The organism is Streptococcus mitis (genome assembly GCF_000722755.1).
GTDB classification, from domain to species: Bacteria; Bacillota; Bacilli; order Lactobacillales; family Streptococcaceae; genus Streptococcus; species Streptococcus mitis_CM.
Window position 1 is genome coordinate 60,377 of the sequence record NZ_JPFY01000008.1, and the last position, 21,329, is coordinate 81,705.

The following is a 21,329-nucleotide window of genomic DNA, read 5'->3' on the forward strand; positions in this document are numbered from 1 at the left end:
TTTGTAAGCAGAAAATAGTAGAGAAAGAGTGTATAGTATGTCGAGAATTGTCACCATTCATCCAGCCAAGGAAATCCATCGCTACGGTTTTGAGAGTACCCAGGCCTATCGCGCCCGCATAGCACGACATCTGGGTTTGGAATATATCCATCTGGTGTCGAGCCCTCAGCTTCGTCCTGACTGGAAGAAAGACTTGATCAAGTTAGGATTTTTAGAAAAGGAATTACTCTGCGTTCCTCATAGCTTTTCAGATATGGGGCATGCTGACTTGACAGTGAGACCAGAAAGTCTAACCCTAGCAGAGGGAGATCAGGTTGAACTCAATGAAGATGGCTTTGTGGCCTCTGTTACCCTTGGAGATGGTTCGGGCAAATATTACTATACCAAGGGTCCTTTCTTGTTTGAAGATTTTAAAGAAAAGGAGTTGCGTTGGTATCATGAAAATGGAGAACTGGCTCTTGAAGGTCGCTATATCGATCCTTTCAAAGAACCCTCTCCTGTCACCATCTTTTATCCAGAGTATATCTACCGCATTGAGGGAGAAATTTGTTCTGAAGAGGACTTGCTGGTCAAGTTCCTAGCTAGATGGGCTCAGCAAACTGACCTCTTTATTCGTGACCAACAAATCGTACCCAAACCTAGCCTCTGGCGTTACATGGAAAACACGGACAAAAATTACTATGAAGTCGTCCATGAAAATATCATGCGAGACTTACGCCTCGCCAATCTACGCAAGGCAAACAGATATCTAGTTGCCAGTGAAAAGTTGACAGAAAGCTTGGCGCAAGAAGGTTACCAGACAAGATTCCTGCCACCTATGTTTACAGAAAAATTAGGTCAGCTAAGAAAAATCGGACCTGTTTTGGACTATTGCTTAGTGGGGCATATGGGAGAAGGCAAGAATGTTGAGTTTGTCATCGAAGCCTTTATCGAACTCTACAAACGTGGCTCCAAGTCCCAGATTACCTTTTATGGTGGTACAGAGGAGCGTCTGGAGGAACTGCGCAATCGCTACGACCTGCCACCAACCATTCACTTCAAAGGCATTGTCGATGAGGTTCCTTACCACCTCCACCAGTGCTACCTGTCGGCTAGTTTTACAGAATTATTTGCCAACGCCTGCGTCGAAGCCCTCAACCAAGGTTTGTTAGCCTTGTTATCAGATGTGGAGATTGCCCATCGTTTCTATGCCGGTCAGTCAGATGCCATCCGACTTTTCCGGAATAAGGCACAATTGATCCAAATGATAGAAGAGATGGAACATCCTGATTTTTATCAATTAAATGAAAAAAATCTAGCCTTAGCCTCTCACTATTCTCTGGAAACAGTAGCTCAAATATACAGAGAACTATTAGATAGGAACTTCTAGGATGTTGGGAATTCTAGTTACCCTCTCGCTGTATTTCTGCTTGATTTCCTGGATTGCCTATCGGAAAAAAGGGAGCGAAGAGGACTACTATCAGGTTAAGAAAGCTGTTCCTGTGATCGTTTTGGCCTTCTCGGTCTTTGCGACCTTGCTCAGCCCTATTTCCTTTCTGACTCTGGTGGGGAATGCCTATACAGGCAGATCCTATCTATGGTTTGCCCAGTGTGGCATCTTTCTAGCCATTCCCCTCGCCCACCGCTACTTTTTGCCTCTCTATCAAAAGGGAAACTACGAGACGGCCTATCATCTTTTAGAAGACAAGTTTCAATCGTCTGGCATTCGCTCACTGGCCTCAGGCCTTTTCATCCTCTACCAGTTGGGGCGAATAGCAGTTGTGACCTACTTGTTGTCTCAGGCCTTAGAGCCCTTTATCCCTATCAATCAGCTGGTCTTGTCAGCTTTGCTCCTTCTCTTGACGGTCTATTATTTAGCAAGAGGAGGTCTCTTGGTTGTCCTATGGACGGACTTCTTTCAGAGCTGGGTCCTGCTGGCTATATTGGCCCTCTTTCTACCAAGAATTGCCCAATCAGGTCTAGTCGTAAATAGCAGTCAGCAGCTATCTCACTTTGCAGGGACGTTAGATGGCCAGACAGTCTTAATCTTAGTTGCAGGAGCAGGTTTTAGTAGCCTGTTTTCCTACGTTTCCTCACAGGACATCGTCCAACGTTTTAACAGTAAAATGGGGCGTCAGAAGATTGGAAAAATCTTATGGCTACAGGGCCTTTTATCCTTTGGGATTGCTAGTTTACTGTATCTGATTGGCCTATTGATTCGTCAGGAAAATTTTGCCACCACCTCGACCAATCCTGTTCTCATTGCTTACGCTCGGGAAGGTCTGGCACCTTGGTTTGGCAGTTTCATCATGCTAGCTCTCTTGGCAGCAGGACAATCCACGGTCTCATCCAGTATGAATGCAATCGTGACCTGCTTGAAGTTGGATTTCGCCTGGTCAAATATTCGCTGGTCGCCAAGCCTCCTGTCCTTTGTCATAGCAGGCCTATCCTGGCTCCTCTGCCTCTTATTCATGAATGCAGAAATCTACTCCATCTACGAATGGATTAACGGCTTTATGGGTCTGACACTGGGTGTGATTGGAGGTTTGTACCTCTTGGTCTTACTTCTCAAAAAGCCGAGTTTACAACTGGCTAAAATCTATCTGGTCTTTAGTCTAGGGGCTTTGCTCCTCTATCATTACAGTGGCCTTTTTGCTAACCCAAATCCTTGGTTAAATAGCATCATCACCACCCTATCTGCCCTGTTTATCTCAATTCTAGGAAGACTATATGAAAGCAACATCTAAACCCATAGCCGTCATTTTGATCCGTTCAGGTTCACGCGGCTTAGTGGATAAAAATATCAAACCGCTTGCAGGCAAACCCTTGGTTTTCTATACTATAGAAGTCGCTCTAGCCTCTAAGCTATTTAGTGAAATCTGGGTCTCCTCAGACTCACTAGCCTATCTAGAACTCTGTTGTCAAGCCTATCCAGAGATTTGTTGTGTCCACAGACCAAAAGAACTGGCCTTGGCAACAACCTCTAGCTTGGAAACTTTACGAGACTTTTTACAGCCCTTTGAGGAAGAGCAGGTCTTCGTGAATCTACAGGTGACCTCACCCTTGAGAGAGGTGGAGCACCTCGTCGAGTCCTATCAACTCTACTGTCAGTCTGGGGCCGACCATCTGATTTCCTGTGTGAAGGCGGACAAGAGTCGTAGTCTTTTCTTGCAGTTGGAGGAGTCGACTTTTATCCGTCCGCCTCAGGTGTCCAAGCACTATGCTCGGCAGAAAGAGCCTGTCTATTACTATCCCAACGGTAGTATCTGGATTTCTCGCAAGGACCGTTACCTAAGAGATGAGACCTTTTACACAGACAAGACAGTAGCCTATGAAATGCCCAAACTCTATTCTTATGATATCGACGATGCCTTGGATTTTGAAGTCGTTGAGACCTTGCTGCACCATCACCACCTAGGAGAATCAAAGAGATGAAACACCTCATCATTGCCACAACGCCCTTGCAGGCTAAAATATCTCAGTATATCAAGGGACTCTATCCTGATCAGGCCTTTGTCAACCTTTATGTCAGTCCTGTCAAAAATGCCCGACAGGAGCATTATGCTAAGGATTTTGACCATGTTTACTATCCTCAGACGGCAGAGGACTTGGCTCAGATTTGTCAGGAGCTGGCTGGAGATTATGACACCATCTTTTATGCCAGTTTTGACAATAGCTTGATTCTGGACTTGGTTGCTAGTTCCAAATACCATCACCTCATGAGTTTCGATGATGGTTATGCGGATATTTATCCCTTGGGCATGTATGCCCGGCCTCTCCATCCCAGTCAGGTCGGCTCTTTGGGATTGACCAGAGATGACTTGATTGAGCGGACGGAAAAGCACTATACCCTCTATCGCAGTGACTACCATGTCGTAGCGAGAGAAAAGCTGGTCTATCTGGAGCATTTTTTTGACCTGCCCCAAGCACCCGTTTCAAATGGCAAGACGGTCAAGGTCTTGCTGGGACAAAAGTTCTCGGAAGAGGACGACCAAATCTCCATCCGCTTTATCAGTACCTATGCCAAGGCCTTGGCTATTGACCTCTATCTGCCCCATCCCAAGGAGACTTTCACTATACCAGATGTGACTTACTTGGAGACGGAGCTAATCTTTGAAGATGTCCTAGCCCAACTCTTTCAAGAATACGAGTTCGTTCAGGTCTATCACTTCACCTCGTCTGTCAGCCTCCACTTACAAGACCTGCCCCATGTGACCATCACAGGCATTTCCCTCCCCTACTATGAGGACCGTCAAAAAGAATTGCGACGATTAGGTTGTCAGTTTGAAACGGTTTCACTTGGCTGGTAGCATAAATGTATATTTTTAAATATGTAAATCCATGCGTCTGTATGGATTTTTTATATATAAATATAGCGAAAAACTATAGTTTGAATGATTAAAAAGCACTCAAATTCATTGTATAGGAGGTTTTAAAGTGTTAAAATGGAAGAGTGAGGTTTCTGGTTTTATTAATTATTTATTACTATAACAACATTATGAAATCAAGAATCATGCAAAAAATAAAAGTAAAGGATACTAAGAATGTTTATAAATAAAAAAGAAAAATTTTCCATTCGTAAGTTTAAAGACGGTCGTTCAGACTCAGTCAAAATCGGTACAGTTGGTCTGATTATCGGTGCAGCCCTTGCAATGGCTGCTGGAACGCAGACAGTTGAAGCGGCAATGACAGAGAACAGTGACAACACAACAACAATCTCAAATGATAAGGGGTCAGTAATTGTAGATACAGCTAATATTGAGAACCCAGATGCAGGTAGGCAATTTTCAACTGATCCAACTGCAGAGGGAACAAATACAATTACTAAAACTGGAAAAGTAGACTACAAATATGTAACTGCTGAGGGTAATACTGTATTAGAAGAAAACAAAAACCAAAACTCTGGTGCTGATAAAACTATCGAAACACCATACGATGTATACGGTAAATCAGGAGAAGTTTTCAAAGGAACTACAGGTGGTGATGCAGAAGCTAGCGACCTAAACGACGCTAAAGAAAATGGTAAGAAAGAAACAATCGAAAAAGATGGGAAGACTTACCACCTAATCGGAGAACCTAAGGTTGAAACTACTGGAAACGGTGGAGGAGTGTACTCTGACACAACTCTAGGTGATGTAACTGCGAAATTGACTCCAGAAGGGTTAAGTAACGCAGAAGGTAAAATCACTTATGATACTGTAAAACCTGGTGGAAAAGCTTGGATTGTTGAACAAACAGGAAAAGGAACATATGGTAAATATGTACAAGCTGATTCAGGTGCGATCACTTCTGATGCTAAGATGATAGAAGCTTTCAAAGCTGGAGAAGCAACAGCAAAAAACTTCACTTCAGCTAACGTAACAGCTGATGGTGGAATCAAAGAAGGTGATTATGTTTTCGTCCTTGAGAAAAATACCTATGTAACAGCTAAAACTGAGAGTTTCTCTTTAACAGCACAGATACAATTGTCATCTAGTGATAATGTAGCAGATGATAAAGATGGAACTGGGGCTACTTTAAATAGAACATATGCAATGGTACAAAACTTTAAAGCGGCTCCAGATACTTTAACAGGAGAAGCAAACAAAACTCTTGTAAAAAACTATCTTGCATATCTTCAAGAAAAAGGATTTGAAGATAACCTCCTTAATTTCAAACGATATATTACTTTAGGAATGGCGGCAAAAACTGGTGGTCCTCTGGAGATTAGTGCTGATAAGGGAGATCAAGTTGATGATAAAGGAAGACCTACAAGTGATATAACAGCTGATATAGCAAGCGTTACTGATCAAGAAACAAGTACTTTAGAAGATAGTAGTGATTTTCTTCTTAAATTTTCTGATCCTTCGCCGGAAGTTGAAGAGTATTCTTACCGTGACGAAATCACTCCTCTTCGTGCATACCGTTTAGCAAGTGGTACTACAACAATCACTTACACTTATGCAGAAGAAAAAACTCGTGAAATCGAGAAAAAAGGTTCTGTAGTCGTTAACTACCAAACAGAAGACGGAACAGAATTAAAATCTCCTTACACTGATACTCCTGAAACAGTAGCTGAAGTAGTAACTGAGAAATACTATGTTGATGCTGATGGGAATGATGTAATTGTAAGTAGTACTACAGCTTCTAAAAACGTACCTTACAACACTAAAGAAAATGAAACTGAAAAACCTCAAAAACTTACAGATGCACAAGGAAATGTTTACTACCTAAACGAAGCAAACACAATGACATCTGTAAATGGTACAGAAACTACATCACCAGCTGAAACAGGAACAGTAGTAGAAGGTGTTACAAAAGTAACTTACATCTATGAAAAAGCTGGATCAGTAATCGTTAACTACAAAACTGAAGATGGAACTCCACTTGCAGGAACAGTAGTAGACGAAGATGGAGCTGGTAAAACTGTAGAATCAGGTGCAAAAGACATTGATAATGGTAAACCAGGTACAGCTTATAACACTGCCGATAACGGAATGAAACCAACTCGTATTAAAACTGCAGAAGGCAAAGTATACGAATTAGTTCCAGACTTAACTGAAGGTGAAGAAACAGGTGAGGTTGAATCAGGAACAACTAAAGAAGTAACCTACGTTTACAAAGAAGTTAAAGGTAATGTAGTTGTTAAGTACGAAGATACTGAAGGTAACACACTTGCTGCTGACGAAAAAGATGAAACAGATGCTTCTCTAAATGTTAAATACGATACAGCTGACCACAAAAAAGAATCTATCGAGAAAGATGGTGTTAAATACTACTTAACAGCTAAAGAACTGAAAGATGGTTCTAAACCAGCAACTGGTGATGTTGTTGAAGGAACAACAACAGTAACTTACGTTTATGAAAAAGCTGGATCAGTAATCGTTAACTACCAAACAGAAGACGGAACTCCATTAGTAGGAACTGCAGACGGTACAGATATTGCTTCGGGTGCTAAAGACACTACAGACGCTAAAGCAGGAACTGACTACAACACTGCAGACAACGGAATGAAACCAAACCGTATTACAACTGCAGAAGGTAAAGTATACGAATTAGTACCAACAGCAACTAAAGGTGATGAAACTGGTAAAGTTGTTGCAGGTGAAACGAAAGAAGTAACCTACGTTTATAAAGAAGTAAAAGGTAATGTTGTCGTTAAGTATGAAGATACTGAAGGTAACGTAATCGCAGAAGACGAAAAAGACGAAACAGATGCTTCTCTAAACGTTAAATACGACACAGCAGACCACAAAAAAGCTGAAATCACCAAAGACGGTGTTAAATACTACCTAACAGCTAAAGAATTGAAAGATGATTCTAAACCAGCTACTGGAGATGTTGTTGAAGGTACAACTACAGTAACTTATGTTTATGAAAAAGCTGGACAAGTAGTCGTTAACTATCAAACAGAAGATGGAACTCCATTAGTAGGTGTTGACCCAGCTGGTGCAAATGTAGCTTCAGGTGCTAAAGACACTGTAGATGGAAAACCAGGATCAGATTATGATACTTCTGATAACGGAATGAAACCAGCTCGTATCACAACTGCAGAAGGCAAAGTATACGAATTAGTACCAACAGCAACTAAAGGTGAAGAAACTGGTAAAGTTGTTGCTGGAGAAACTAAAGAAGTAACATACGTTTATAAAGAAGTAACTGGTGATGTAGTAGTTCACTATGTTGACACAGAAGGTAACAAAATCGCAGCTGATAAAGACGACCTTAAAGGTGCATCTCTAAGCGAAAAATATGATACTGCTGTTGATAACAAACCAGAAAAAATCACTGCAGAAGACGGAACTGTATACTACATTACAAAAGCTGGTCTTAAAGATGATTCTAAACCAGAAACTGGAAACGTAGTTGAAGGTAAAACTGATGTAACTTACGTTTATGAAAAAGCTGGATCAGTAATCGTTAATTACCAAACAGAAGACGGAACTCCATTAGTAGGAACTGCAGACGGTAAAGATATTGCTTCAGGTGCTAAAGATACTGACAATGGAAAACCAGGTTCTGAATACAACACTGCAGATAACGGAATGAAACCAACTCGTATCACAACTGCAGAAGGAAAAGTATACGAACTAGTCCCAGCATCAACTAAAGGTGATGAAACAGGTACTGTAGAATCAGGTCAAACGAAAGAAGTAACCTACGTTTATAAAGAAGTTAAAGGGAATGTAGTAGTTCACTATACAGATGAGGCAGGAAACAAAATTGCTGAAGATGCTAAAGATACAACAGATGGATCAATTAGCACACCATATGACACTTCTGATAACGGCATGAAACCAGAACGTATTACGACTCCAGAAGGCAAAGTTTACCAATTAGTACCAACAGCAACTCAAGGTGCTGAAACTGGTAAGGTTACTGAAGGAACTACAGAAGTAACCTACGTTTATAAAGAAGTAACTGGTGATGTAGTCGTTCACTATGTTGACACAGAAGGTAACGTAATTGCTGAAGATAAAGAAGATACGAAAGGTGCTTCTCTAAACTCTAAATACGATACAACTGACAACAAACCAGAGAAAATCGAAAAAGACGGAACTGTTTACTACTTAACAGAAAAAGCTCTTAAAGATGACTCTAAACCAGAAAACGGAGACGTAGTAGAAGGTAAAACAGAAGTAACCTACGTTTACGAAAAAGCTGGACAAGTAGTCGTTCATTACACTGACGAAAAAGGTAACACTATTCAAGAAGATGCTGTTGATACAAAAGACGGTAAACCAAACTCAGACTACAACACTGCTGATAACGGAATGAAACCAAACCGTATCACTACTCCAGAAGGTAAAGTATACGAATTAATCCCTCAGTCAACTAAAGGTGATGAAACAGGTAAAGTTAAAGCTGGAGAAACGACAGAAGTAACTTACGTCTACAAAGAAATCACTGGTAATGTCGTCGTTCACTACGTTGATACAGAAGGAAACACACTTGCTGAAGATACGAAAGATGTAGAAAATGGATCACTAAGTGAGAAATATGACACAACTGACAACAAACCAGCTAAACTTGAAAAAGATGGACAAGTTTACTACTTGACAGCTAAAGAATTGAAAGACGGTTCTAAGCCAGAAAACGGTGCTGTTGTAGAAGGAACTACAGAAATCACTTATGTATACGAAAAAGCAGGAAACGTTCTTGTTCATTACGTAGACGAAGCTGGAAACACTCTTCAAGCAGATGCTGTTGATACAAAAGATGGTCAACCAGGAGCTAAATATGATACTTCTGATAACGATATGAAACCAACTCGTATCACTACTCCAGAAGGAAAAGTATATGAACTCGTACCAGCATCAACTAAAGGTAACGAAAACGGAAGTGTTGAAGCAGGTAAAACTACAGAAGTGACTTATGTCTACAAAGAAGTAAAAGGAAACGTCGTCGTTCACTATGTAGACGAAGCTGGAAACACAATCGCAGAAGACATTAAAGATACGACTGATGGATCTGTAAGCTCAGCATATGACACAAGTGACAACAAACCAGCTACAATCACTACAAAAGATGGTAAAGTATATGTACTTGTACCAACTTCAACTAAGGGTGAAGAGTCTGGTAAAGTAACAGAAGGAACAACAGAAGTTACTTACGTTTATAAAGAAGTAACTGGAGATGTAGTAGTTCACTACGTTGACACAGAAGGCAACGTGATTGCTGAAGATAAAGAAGATACTAAAGGTGCTTCTCTAAACGCTAAATACGATACAACTGACAATAAACCAGCAACAATCGAAAAAGATGGTGTTAAATATTACTTAACAGAAAAAGCTGTTAAAGACGATTCTAAACCTGAAACAGGAGATGTAGTAGAAGGTAAAACTGAAGTAACTTACGTTTACGAAAAAGCAGGACAAGTAGTAGTTCACTATGTAGACGAAGCTGGAAACACAATCCAAACTGACGCTGTTGATACCAAAGACGGTAAACCAGGAGCTGCTTACAACACTACTGATAATGATATGAAACCAACTCGTATTACAACTGCAGAAGGAAGAGTATACGAATTAGTACCAGCATCAACTAAAGGTAACGAAAACGGAAGTGTTGAAGCAGGTAAAACAACAGAAGTAACATATGTGTACAAAGAAATTAAAGGAAACGTAGTCGTTCATTATGTAGACGAAGCGGGTAACACAATCGCAGAAGACGTTAAAGATACTACAGACGGATCAGTAAGCTCAGCATATGACACAACTGACAACAAACCAGCTACAATCACTACGAAAGATGGAAAACTATACGTATTAGTACCAACTTCAACTAAAGGTGATGAAAATGGTAAAGTAACAGAAGGAACAACAGAAGTAACTTACGTTTATAAAGAAGTCAAAGAAGGTACTACAAATGGAGGCTCACTCACTCCATCTCAACCAGGTTCTCCATCAACACCTTCAACAAACCCAACAAGTCCGGTGAAACCGACAGACCCAAGTCAACCAACAACACCGGCTAACCCAGCAACCCCAGCTGCCCCAGCTAACCCAGCAACCCCGGTTGCTCCGGCTAATCCAACTAACCCAACAACACCGGCTAACCCAGCAACTCCAACGATGCCATCAGCACCAGTAAATGGTAAAGCACCACAAGCTCCAGTAGCTCCATCAGAAGCTAAAGGACAAGCTGAACTTCCTAATACTGGTACAGAAGACCATGCTAGCCTAGCAGCACTTGGACTTTTAGGTGTCTTGAGCGGATTTGGGCTTGTTGCTCGTAAGAAAAAAGAAGACTAAATTTAATTAGATTTTCTGATAAGAATAAGGAGTAGGATATCATATCCGCTCCTTTTTCTATGTAAATATGAGGTAATTTTTAAGCTTTTTTGAAAGTTATTAATCATATTTCTGAAGCTATTAATTATCTTTGCTTTTTTATATATCAACATCGATTAAAATATCGAATTGCTTGACATAGTGAATAGATAGAGTTATTATATATATTATACAATAGGTGAAGTCAGGGATTTTCTTAGTATCTATTTAAGGATTTTACTGACTTTTCTTGGTGTAAATAAAAATATAAGAAAAGGAGTAGTAATGTACTCACGAATAAAAAAATATCATGGACAAAAGGTTCAACGATTTTCAATCCGAAAGTATAGTTTCGGTGCAGCATCGGTAGCGATTGCTGCGCTTATGATGTTTGGAGGTGGAGCCACTGCAAAAGCTGACACTATTCAAGGAAACGATGCAAGAACGAGCTCAAATTTGTCTAATCAACAGTCATCGCCATCTCAAGAAAACCTAAATCACGAAGAGAATGTTGCGAGCTCTGATGCTAAGGGAAAAGAAATTCCTTCTAAAGATCCAGTTTCTAAACCAGTAGTAACTTCAGCTGAAGCTTTAGTTAATGAAGATAGGGTAGCACCAGAAAATATTGCAAAGGTAGACTTCAGTAAGTTATCAGAAGCGATTTCACGTATTCAATCAGCTATCGATAAAGTTGAAATTAGTAATAAAACATCAAAAACTATTGAGGATGCAAAGGCAGCACTATTAGAAGCTCAAGCTTTATCAGCAAATGATAAAGCAACTCAGGCAGAGGTAGATAAAACTGTTGCAAGATTAGGAGAAAAGGCTTTTGTAATTGAGAGCATGCCAAAAGTGTCTCCTGCTGTAGAAGATAAATCAGAAACAGAAGCTAAAGTAGAAAAAACAAATAAAAACCAAGATCCACGAAACGGAAAAGCAATTCCTGGTAAAGGGGAAAGTGGGTTTAGAGCGACTCCTACTGGTGTAGGAGAACAAGCAGCAGAAGGTCCTACTAGTAATAATAAAAGAGGGGTAGGAGCTAACCCAGTAGATAACGTTATTTCAAGTTTGAAAAATCAATTTGGAGATATTGATTTTAATACTCCAGATGTTGAAACAAAATCTGCTACTGTTGAAAATCAATATTCAAGAAATAGTACTAGTTCTCCAAATCCAGCTCCAGTAAAACTTGGTAAAATTACTTATAATTGGAAAGAAAAGAGAATTGAAAATGAAATTGATGGATGGAAAATAGAAGGGACAAATAATTATGTAACAGCGATTAAACCAGAAGCTCCAACAGAAGTTGCAGCGGATAGACCTGCTGGATTTGATCCGAAACCATCTAAAGTTTACGATAATAATGGAAGTATTGACAGACAATACAATGATACTCCTGTTCCAGGAAATCCATTAGCACCTAATAAAGCTAATCAAAACTATGCAAATGGTGTTAACTACTCAAGTGTACCTGGTGTTCCTTTAAATAATGCAGCACATTCAGCTGTAGGGAAAGATTATTATATTCAATTAAATAAGAAAGGTACACAAATTTCGAAAGAATTTAATGTTAATCCGAACTCTAGATTATACCTAAGTGTTCTAACAGGTGGTGCCTATGGGAATATGGGTACTGCTGGTACTGGTGAAAAAGTAGAAATTACAGTTAGAGATGCAGATACAGGTGAAGTTTTAACAACACTGAAAGATGCGAATAATAATAGTGAAACAACACACGTTTCAACTCCGTATGGTGATGGAGGGAATGGTAATGGTTTCGGATTCTGGAGAACGATTATCAATACTCCAAATACTACTAAGAAAATTAAAGTAACCATTAAAGCATTAGAGGATGGTCCCGCATTTAATAAAACTTATCCAGTAAAAGGAAAAACAGAAATTGAAGATGGATACTTTGTTGGTGGAGTTAACTTAACTGTTGGTGCTGCTTTAGAAATGACGACAGATGTTGTTCGTAATAATACCACGTCCTCTTATGGAGAAGATACTCTCTATAAAGACAAAGAATCAGGTCAATTAAAAGTTACTGTGAAAAACGTTGGTGGGTTACCAACGTACGGCGCTTATGAATACACAATTAAAATTCCTGAAGGTGTAGAATTAAAAGATTCAGTTAAAAAAGCGAATGCATGGAATTGGCCTGGTCCTTACCAAGTGGTATCATATGATGAAACAACTAGAACACTTAGATTGAAATTCAATGCGGGGGATTCTGATCCTGCTAAAAATGGAACTCGGACATTCGGTATTGATTTCACAACAGCGAAAAACTTCAAAGGGACAGCTACTTTCAAGGTAACTGCAGAAATTAAAGAAGGATTTACAGATTTACAAGGAAACAGGGTATTAGAAAATACAGGTGTTGTAAATCCAAATAGTCCATATAGAAATACATTTAATGCACTAGGAAATACAGATAATCCTGATTATTATTACAATAAAACAATTTATATTGATACTGTTAAACCTGTTGCTCCTACAGTAGAACCAGTCCATACAGATAGTATTAATGGCGAAAAAACTGATAAAAATCAACCTACAGAATTATTAATTTCTGTACCAACAGAAAAAGATCCTAATTTAACAGATGTACCTAGAGAAAAACAAGATATCGCTGACAATGATCAAAATAATGGAACAAATAGAAATGCTGATACAGAAGTAAAAAATATTGAACGTGCAATTGGTGGATTAACTTCATTGAAAGTTACTTTACCAAATACTAAAACACCAATTACTTTAACGAAGAAAGCAGATGGTTGGTATAATGGTGCAACAAAAGTTGAAGTACGTGATGGTAAATTAGTTGTTCCAGTTCCAGCAGGTACAGATTTAACGGAAGCGAATGAGACAACAAATCCGGACAAACGTATCAAAGTTACTGTGCTTGACAAAGCAGGTAACGAATCAGATCCAGCTTACGCTAATGTTCTAAACGAAGCTCCAACAGTAGCAGTTGAGAAAAAAGATTTATATGTTTATAAAACAAAAGAAGCTGACAAATGGAACAATGCTAAAGTTCTAGAAAAAGCGAAACCATCTGCAACTGACTTAGAAGATGATCGTGATGGTGTTGATTCTACTAAACCAACAATCGCAGTAAGTGATGCAGGTAATCTAGATACAACTAATGTTGGAGATTACACTGTAAAAGTTCAATCAACTGATAGTGAAGGTAAGAAATCAACAGAAACAAATGTCACTGTCCATGTCTTAGACTTAATTAAAGTAGACCCAACAGTAACAACTGATCCAACAAATCCAAGCACAACAGCTCCAGTATCTCCAAAAACAGCAGATACACCTGTAAAAGAAGGAGATGAAAATCTTGGTAAATATCCAGCAGGAGTTACTCGTGAGGACTTAGTTAAAGAAGTTACACGTACAATTAAGTATCTAAAAGAAGAAGATGCAAACAAAGATAATGCTACTCCTTTATATGCTGAAAAGGTGCAAAAAGTAACTTACAAACGTACAGCAACAGTTAATCCTGAAACAAAAGAAGTAACTTACTCTGATTGGGAAGTTTACAATGAAGCGGATAAACTAACTGATGCTAAAGCAGATGGTACTAATGGTAAGTATAACTCAGTTGAATCTCCAGTTATTAATAATTATTTATTAGTGGATAATGCGGATAAACTTGTTCCAGAAAAAGATGCTCCTAAGCCAGCACAAAATGGAACAGCAACTTCTGAAGTGAAGAAAGTTCTTTATAAAGAAATTGGTTCATTTGTACCTGAGTACCCAGCAGGCAAGAAACCACAAGGAGCACCAGATAAGATTTCTTATCCAAATAACCCGAATGATCCAACGGTTCCAGGTGATTTTAGCACGATAACAATTCCATATGTTCCAGGTTATACTCCAGTATATAATGGACAAGAATTGACACCGAAAAATCCAAATGATCCAACTCAAGGCTATAAAGTTCCAGATGGATTTACACCAACGGATAAATTTGGGGAATCACCAATTACATATACACCTTCTACTCAAACAGCTAAAGTAGTGATTGAGAAGAAAGTAGATGGAGCTGCAAATGAAGTGGTTTCTAGCTTTGATTTAACAGGAAAATCTGGTTCAGAATTACCAGCAAGTACAGATGTTGAAAACAAAATCAAAGAACTTAAGAATCAAGGTTATGAAGTAGAAAGTGATGAATACCATATTCAAGATAATCATCACCCAGCATTTGATGACAAGGAAGATATCAATGCACAAGATGGTACATCAGCACCTTCTCAAACATTCAAAATTGTGGTTAAACCTAGAATCATTGAAGTTCCTTCATCAACACCACATGAAAAAGATAGTCCAGTAGATCCAAAAGGGGATACCCCAGAACTTAAGTGGCCTGAGGGATTGACTGAATCTGATTTGAATACAACAGCTAAGCGTGTGATTTCTTATGTTAAAAAAGAATCAGATACATCGGCTGAAGAAAAAGTTAAGGATGATACTGTTCAAACGGTGCCATTCACAAGAAAAGCGACCGTTAATCTTGTCACAAAAGAAGTAAGCTATACTGATTGGGAAAGTCCAAATAAAACATGGGATAAAGTTGGAGTAGACGTTCTACCAGGATATATTGCTGATAAAAAAGAAATTCCAGCTAAAGAAGCAGCAACCCCTGCAAAAGATACAAAAGTAATCCCTGATGAAACGGATAAAGTTACTTATACGAAGATTGGAAGCTGGATTCCTGTTGATCCAACCACTGGTAAGGATGGAGATCCGATTCCATTCCCTAACGATCCAAATGATCCAACCAAGACTGGTGAAGTTACACAAATTATTCCTCATAAAGATGGATATACTCCAAAAGATGGAAATGGAACACCATTAGAACCGGTAAATCCTGCTAAACCAGAAGAAGGATATAAACCACCAAAAATTACGGATCCAAAAGCAAATATCAAGATTACCTATGATAAAGACGATCAAAAAGCAAAAGTAAAATTTGTTTCAGTAGATGATGAAGGTGTTGAAACACCATTAGATACGAAATATAATATTGATGATCTTACTGGTAAATCAGGAGATAAAATTCCAGAAGAAAAAGTTCAAGCACGTGTTGATGTTTTGAAATCTATGGGATATGATGTTGTAGATAATCCATTTGATCAGGATCCAACATTTGATACTAAGAAAGAAATAGATCAAGAGTTTACAATTAAAGTTAAACCACAAGTTTCAACTGCAAAACCTGTTTATGTAGTAGAAGGAGATAAACCATCTTCAGAAAAATTAAAAGATGCTGTTACTACTAAAGGAAATGAGAAAACAGTAGATGAAACTAAACTTCCTGATACAACTGATAAAGTTGGGGATGACACATTAACAGCTCCTGTGACAGTGACATATGGTTCAGGGGATAATAAACGTGAAGAAACTGTTAATGTACCGATTAAAGTTGTTGAAGGATATCCACAAATTGTCCCAGTAGATCCAAAAGAAGCTCCAAAAGCAGAAGATAGTATCAATCCAGATGATTATCCAGCTGGTTCTAAATTCACTTACGAAAAAGAACCAGATACAACAACACCTGGAGATAAAGGGGTTAAGGTTATTGTTACTGATGAAAATGGAAATGAACTAGTAAGAGTTCCAGCAACAGTACGTGTAGTTGACAGTATTCCACAATACGTTGTGGCTGATAAAGCTAATAAACAACCAGAAGCTAAACAAAGTATCACACCGGGTGAATATCCAGACGGAACGGAATTTACTTATGAAACTCCAGTAGATACAACTACATCGGGAGAGAAAGATGTAGTCGTTGTGGCTAAAGTTGGTGAAGATACGATTGTTAAAGTTCCAGCTAAAGTTGTGGTAGTAGATCCTGAAGTGCAATATGTATTTGAAAATCCTCAAAATACACAACCAGATCCATCTGAAAGCATTAATCCTGATCAATATCCAGACGGAACTAAGTTCACCTATAAAGATGGTGATGTAGATACAACAACACCTGGAGATAAGAAAGTAACAGTAGTTGCGAAAGATGGTGAAGATAAACTTGTAGAAGTCCCTGCAGTTGTGAAAGTATTACCAGTTGTTAAACCAACGGGAGTAACAGTACTTAAAGATAGCACAGATTTAGAAACAATGGTTAAAGCAAAAGCTCAAGAAGTGGTGGATGCATTACCAAAAGATAGTATTCCTGCAGGTGTAACAGTAACTGTTAAAGAAGTGAAAGAAAAACCTGAAACAACTGCTACAGGAGAACAAAAACCAGCTAAGGTAGTTATTGAATATACTGATGATAAAGGCCGTGTAGTTGGATCTAAAGAAGTAGAAGTTCCGGTAACAGTAGTTGGATCAACAACTAAACGAGTAGTCGTGTTTGAAGGTGATAAACCAACGAAAGCTGAAGATGCCGTAACACCAGGACAAGGCGGGACAGTTGGTAAACCAACAACATTACCAGAAACAACTGGAAAAGCAGGAACTACAGATGTAACAGTCGAAGTTCCAGTAACTTACGAAGGAATTAAAGATCCAGAGAAAGTAATAGTACCAGTAACAGTATTACCAGTTGCTAAAGGTGAAGTAACAGTACCAAAAGGTGAAACTACAGATAAAGTTAAAGAAGTAGCTAAAGCTAAAGCGGAAGAAGTAGCAAACTCAGCAGATTTCAAAGCTAAATTACCAGATGGTGCCAAAGATGTAGAAGTTGGAGCGATTACAGAAGAAGTGCTTGCAACCATTACATCGGAAGCAGGAACAAACAAAGGAACTGTAAAAGTCCCAGTAACCTATACAGTAGATGGCGTTAAGTATACAAAAGATGCAGAAATTACTGTAAATGTCGTTGGTTCAAATGCTGATCAAGTATACGTTGTTGAAGGCGACAAACCTGAAATAGCTAAAGTAAAAGATGCAGTAACACCAGGACAAGGTGGAACAGTACAAGATCCAACAGAAGCTGATTTACCAGATACAAAGGATAAAGTTGGAGCAACCGATGTAACAGTACCAACTAAAGTTAAGTATGCAAATGGTGAAGAGACAGTAAAAGTCCCAGTGACAGTATTACCAAAAGTAACCCCAGAAGGTGTAACAGTTCTTAAAGATAGTGATAAGCAAGAACTAGAAAAAACTATTAAAGAACAGGCTGAAAAAGCAGCTAATAACGTGAAGGGGCTTCCATCAGGAGTTACTGTAACAGTTACAGAAGTTAAAACAGGAACAGTACCACCTACAGCAACAGTTGGTGTACAAATCCCAGCGACAGTAGTGGTAGAGTATGTGAAAGATGGTAAAGTAGTTGCGACTAAAGAGGTACCTGTACCTGTTAACGTAGTAGAAGTCGTTCCAGTCTCAATAGAGACACCAGTTACCTCTACCCCATTAACACCAGAGGATTACACAAAAGGCATCAAGATTCCAGAAGGTGGCAAGGTCACAAATGTTGAAAACATTCCAGACTTAACAACACCAGGTAAGAAAGATCCAGTTAAAGTCACGGTTGAATTACCAAATGGAAAAGTGATTACAGTAGAAGTTCCAGTTAATGTAACACCTGTTAAGGAAATTGAAACTCCCGTTACGAAAACACCATTAACGCCAGAGGATTACACTAAAGGAATCAAGATTCCAGAAGGTGGCAAGGTCACAAATGTTGAAAACATTCCAGACTTGACAACTCCAGGTAAGAAAGATCCAGTTAAGGTAACGGTAGAATTACCAAATGGGAAAGTGATTACAGTAGAAGTCCCAGTTAATGTAACACCTGTTAAAGAGATTGAGACACCAGTCACCTCTACCCCATTAACGCCAGAGGATTACACTAAAGGAATTAAGATTCCAGAAGGTGGTAAGGTCACAAATGTTGAAAACATTCCAGACTTGACAACACCAGGTAAGAAAGATCCAGTTAAAGTCACGGTAGAATTACCAAATGGAAAAGTGATTACAGTAGAAGTCCCAGTTAATGTAACACCTGCCAAAGAGATTGAAACTCCAGTAACTAAGACCCCATTAACACCAGAGGATTACACAAAAGGCATCAAGATTCCAGAAGGTGGCAAGGTCACAAATGTTGAAAACATTCCAGACTTGACAACTCCAGGTAAGAAAGATCCAGTTAAGGTAACAGTAGAGTTGCCAAATGGAAAAGTGATTACAGTAGAAGTCCCAGTTAATGTAACACCTGTTAAAGAGATTGAGACACCAGTCACATCTACCCCATTAACACCAGAGGATTACACTAAAGGAATTAGGATTCCAGAAGGTGGCAAGGTCACAAATGTTGAAAATATTCCAGACTTAACAACTCCAGGTAAGAAGGATCCAGTCAAAGTAACTGTGGAATTACCAAATGGAAAAGTGATTACAGTAGAAGTCCCAGTAACAGTAACACCTGTTAAGGAAATTGAAACTCCAGTTACGAAAACTCCATTAACACCAGAGGATTACACAAAAGGCATCAAGATTCCAGAAGGTGGTAAGGTCACAAATGTTGAAAACATTCCAGACTTGACAACTCCAGGTAAGAAAGATCCAGTTAAAGTAACGGTAGAATTACCAAATGGAAAAGTGATTACAGTAGAAGTCCCAGTAACAGTCACACCAAAGGCGACTCCAGCTCCAAGAGAAACGGTTAAAACTACCCCAATCGTAGTAGAGGTTGGAACTCCAATTGGCAAAGATGATGTTAAGAAACATGTTGAGTTACCAAAAGGTGCCGAAATCGTAGAAGTTGGAGAAATCCCAGCAACTGATACGGCAGGACAAAAACCAAGTGTTAAAGTAAAAGTGAAACTACCATCAGGAGAAATCGTAGAGGTAGAAGTCCCAGTAACAGTCATACCTAAGCATGTTGAACCATCAACTCCAAATAAACCAGCTTCTCAAACATCAACACCTAAAAATGTTGAAGTTCAAAAAGAATTGCCTAACACAGGTACAGAAGCCGACTCTAGCTTAGCAGCACTTGGACTTTTAGGTGTCTTGAGTGGATTTGGACTTGTTGCTCGCAAGAAAAAAGAAGACTAATTCTAATTAGATTTTCTGATAAGAATAAGGAGTAGGATATCATATCCGCTCCTTTTCTTTTTGGGATTGAGATGAGAGTTATCATAGCATTGGTTAAAAATTTTCGGTGGTTTTATTGTCAATTCTCTGTAGATTTTCTCGTTCTAATCCCATATAGACAAGATTACAGAATCATGATCTATAAGTTGTCTGGCTTGACTTTCTTGATGGAAATTATATAATGGTTGTAATAAAAATAATTACAATTAAAAAAAGAGGACCATTTATGACCTATGAATACAAGAGCCACATTTATTTGGCAGAGGCAGTTTTGAATGTAAAGGATTTGGCAAGTCAAACAGCCTTTTATCAGCAAGTGCTTGGTTTAGAAATCTTATCTAAAACTGAGACAGAGGTAGTTCTAGGCCTGGGTGGAACAGCCTTGGTACAGCTGATTCAAGCACAAGAGAGTGGAGAAGTAAGGGAACATTATGGCCTTTACCATCTGGCCATTCTCTTGCCGACACGAAAGGCTTTGGCTGATGTCTTAAAACACCTGACAGATTTACAGATTTCTCTTGTCGGCGGTGCAGACCATGGTTACAGTGAAGCTATTTACTTGGAAGATTTGGAGGGAAATGGCATTGAACTCTATCGAGATAAGCCAGTTTCCACATGGGAGATTCGAGAAGACGGTCGTATTATAGGGGTCACTGAGGCCCTTGCGGCGCAGGATATCTATGAGTTGGGGGAAAGAGTAGAGCCCTTTACTTTAGCAGAAGGCACGAGAATGGGGCATATCCATTTGTCCGTCAAGGATAGTCGAAAGTCCAGCCAGTTTTATCAAAAGGTGTTAGGTTTAGAAGATAAATTCAGTGTGCCTAGCGCTAGTTGGATTGCGGCTGGGGACTATCATCATCATTTGGCAGTCAACGAATGGGGAGGAAAAGGTCTGGCTCCGCGTAAGCAAGGCTTGCCAGGTTTGGACTACTATGTCATTGAAGTTGCTAATAAGGAGGAACTGTTAACTATTGCTCAACGAGCACAAGAAGTTGATGCACCAATCAAGTGGCTGACATCTAGCCAGCTGGAAATCACAGACCCAGACGGAATTGTGACTCGTATTCGTTTAGCAAGGTAAAACTAGAAAACTCTAGTAAATTATCAGTATGGCTAGTTTACCTTTTGAAAAGTCTTTGATAACAGAACTGAGTGAGCTGTATGGGCGAGAATTTTGACAAAGAAGCTGATTAGAGATATAATGAAGAAAAATCGAGCAAGGAAAAAGAAATGACAAACTCAAAGTATATTACTCGTTTGAAACGTTCAGAGGGCCAGTTGCGTGGGATTCAAAAGATGATTGAAGAAGATCGTGACTGTGCTGATATTGTGACGCAACTGACAGCCGTGAAATCTAGTGTGGAGCGCGTGATTGAGATGATAATTACGGAAAACCTTACTGAATGTATCAATCAGCCACTAGATGATCCTGAAGCTCAAAAGGAACGCCTAGAAAAGGCCATCCGATACTTGATTAAAAGGAAGTGAAGTAATTGTTTACTTTATCATAAAGACAAAAATGCCATCAGTAGGATA

The 21,329-nt window shown here is 39.1% G+C and carries 8 protein-coding genes; all 8 read left to right on the plus strand.

Annotated elements, in window-relative coordinates:
* The first annotated feature begins 37 nt into the window (after positions 1–37).
* Positions 38–1,369 (plus strand): glycosyltransferase, encoded by a 1,332-nt coding sequence (locus tag SK578_RS00525; protein ID WP_042749788.1) that lies wholly within the window; start codon positions 38–40, stop codon positions 1,367–1,369.
* Position 1,370: 1 nt separating this feature from the next.
* The gene (locus SK578_RS00530; RefSeq protein WP_042749790.1) at positions 1,371–2,726 is read left to right on the plus strand and encodes a sodium:solute symporter family transporter; all 1,356 of its coding nucleotides are present in this window, start codon (positions 1,371–1,373) and stop codon (positions 2,724–2,726) included.
* The gene (locus SK578_RS00535) at positions 2,710–3,414 is read left to right on the plus strand and encodes an acylneuraminate cytidylyltransferase family protein (RefSeq protein WP_042749791.1); all 705 of its coding nucleotides are present in this window, start codon (positions 2,710–2,712) and stop codon (positions 3,412–3,414) included. The genes SK578_RS00530 and SK578_RS00535 overlap by 17 nt, the downstream gene beginning before the upstream one ends.
* On the plus strand, positions 3,411–4,289 hold the full coding sequence (locus tag SK578_RS00540) for a glycosyltransferase family 52 (RefSeq protein ID WP_042749792.1): 879 nt from the start codon (positions 3,411–3,413) through the stop codon (positions 4,287–4,289). Before SK578_RS00535 ends, SK578_RS00540 begins: the two co-directional genes overlap by 4 nt.
* A 234-nt stretch (positions 4,290–4,523) precedes the next feature.
* A complete protein-coding gene (locus SK578_RS00545) occupies positions 4,524–10,712 on the plus strand; it encodes a MucBP domain-containing protein (protein WP_042749793.1) in 6,189 nt (2,062 codons plus the stop codon).
* 303 nt (positions 10,713–11,015) lie between these two features.
* Entirely contained in the window at positions 11,016–19,754 is an 8,739-nt protein-coding gene (locus tag SK578_RS00550; protein ID WP_042749795.1) for a Rib/alpha-like domain-containing protein, read from the plus strand.
* A 265-nt stretch (positions 19,755–20,019) separates the two neighbouring features.
* Positions 20,020–20,874, plus strand: a complete 855-nt coding sequence (locus SK578_RS00555) for a VOC family protein (RefSeq protein WP_042749798.1) — start codon at positions 20,020–20,022, stop codon at positions 20,872–20,874.
* A gap of 149 nt (positions 20,875–21,023) precedes the next feature.
* The gene (locus SK578_RS00560; RefSeq protein WP_000185159.1) at positions 21,024–21,281 is read left to right on the plus strand and encodes a metal-sensitive transcriptional regulator; all 258 of its coding nucleotides are present in this window, start codon (positions 21,024–21,026) and stop codon (positions 21,279–21,281) included.
* The last annotated feature ends 48 nt before the right edge of the window (positions 21,282–21,329 follow it).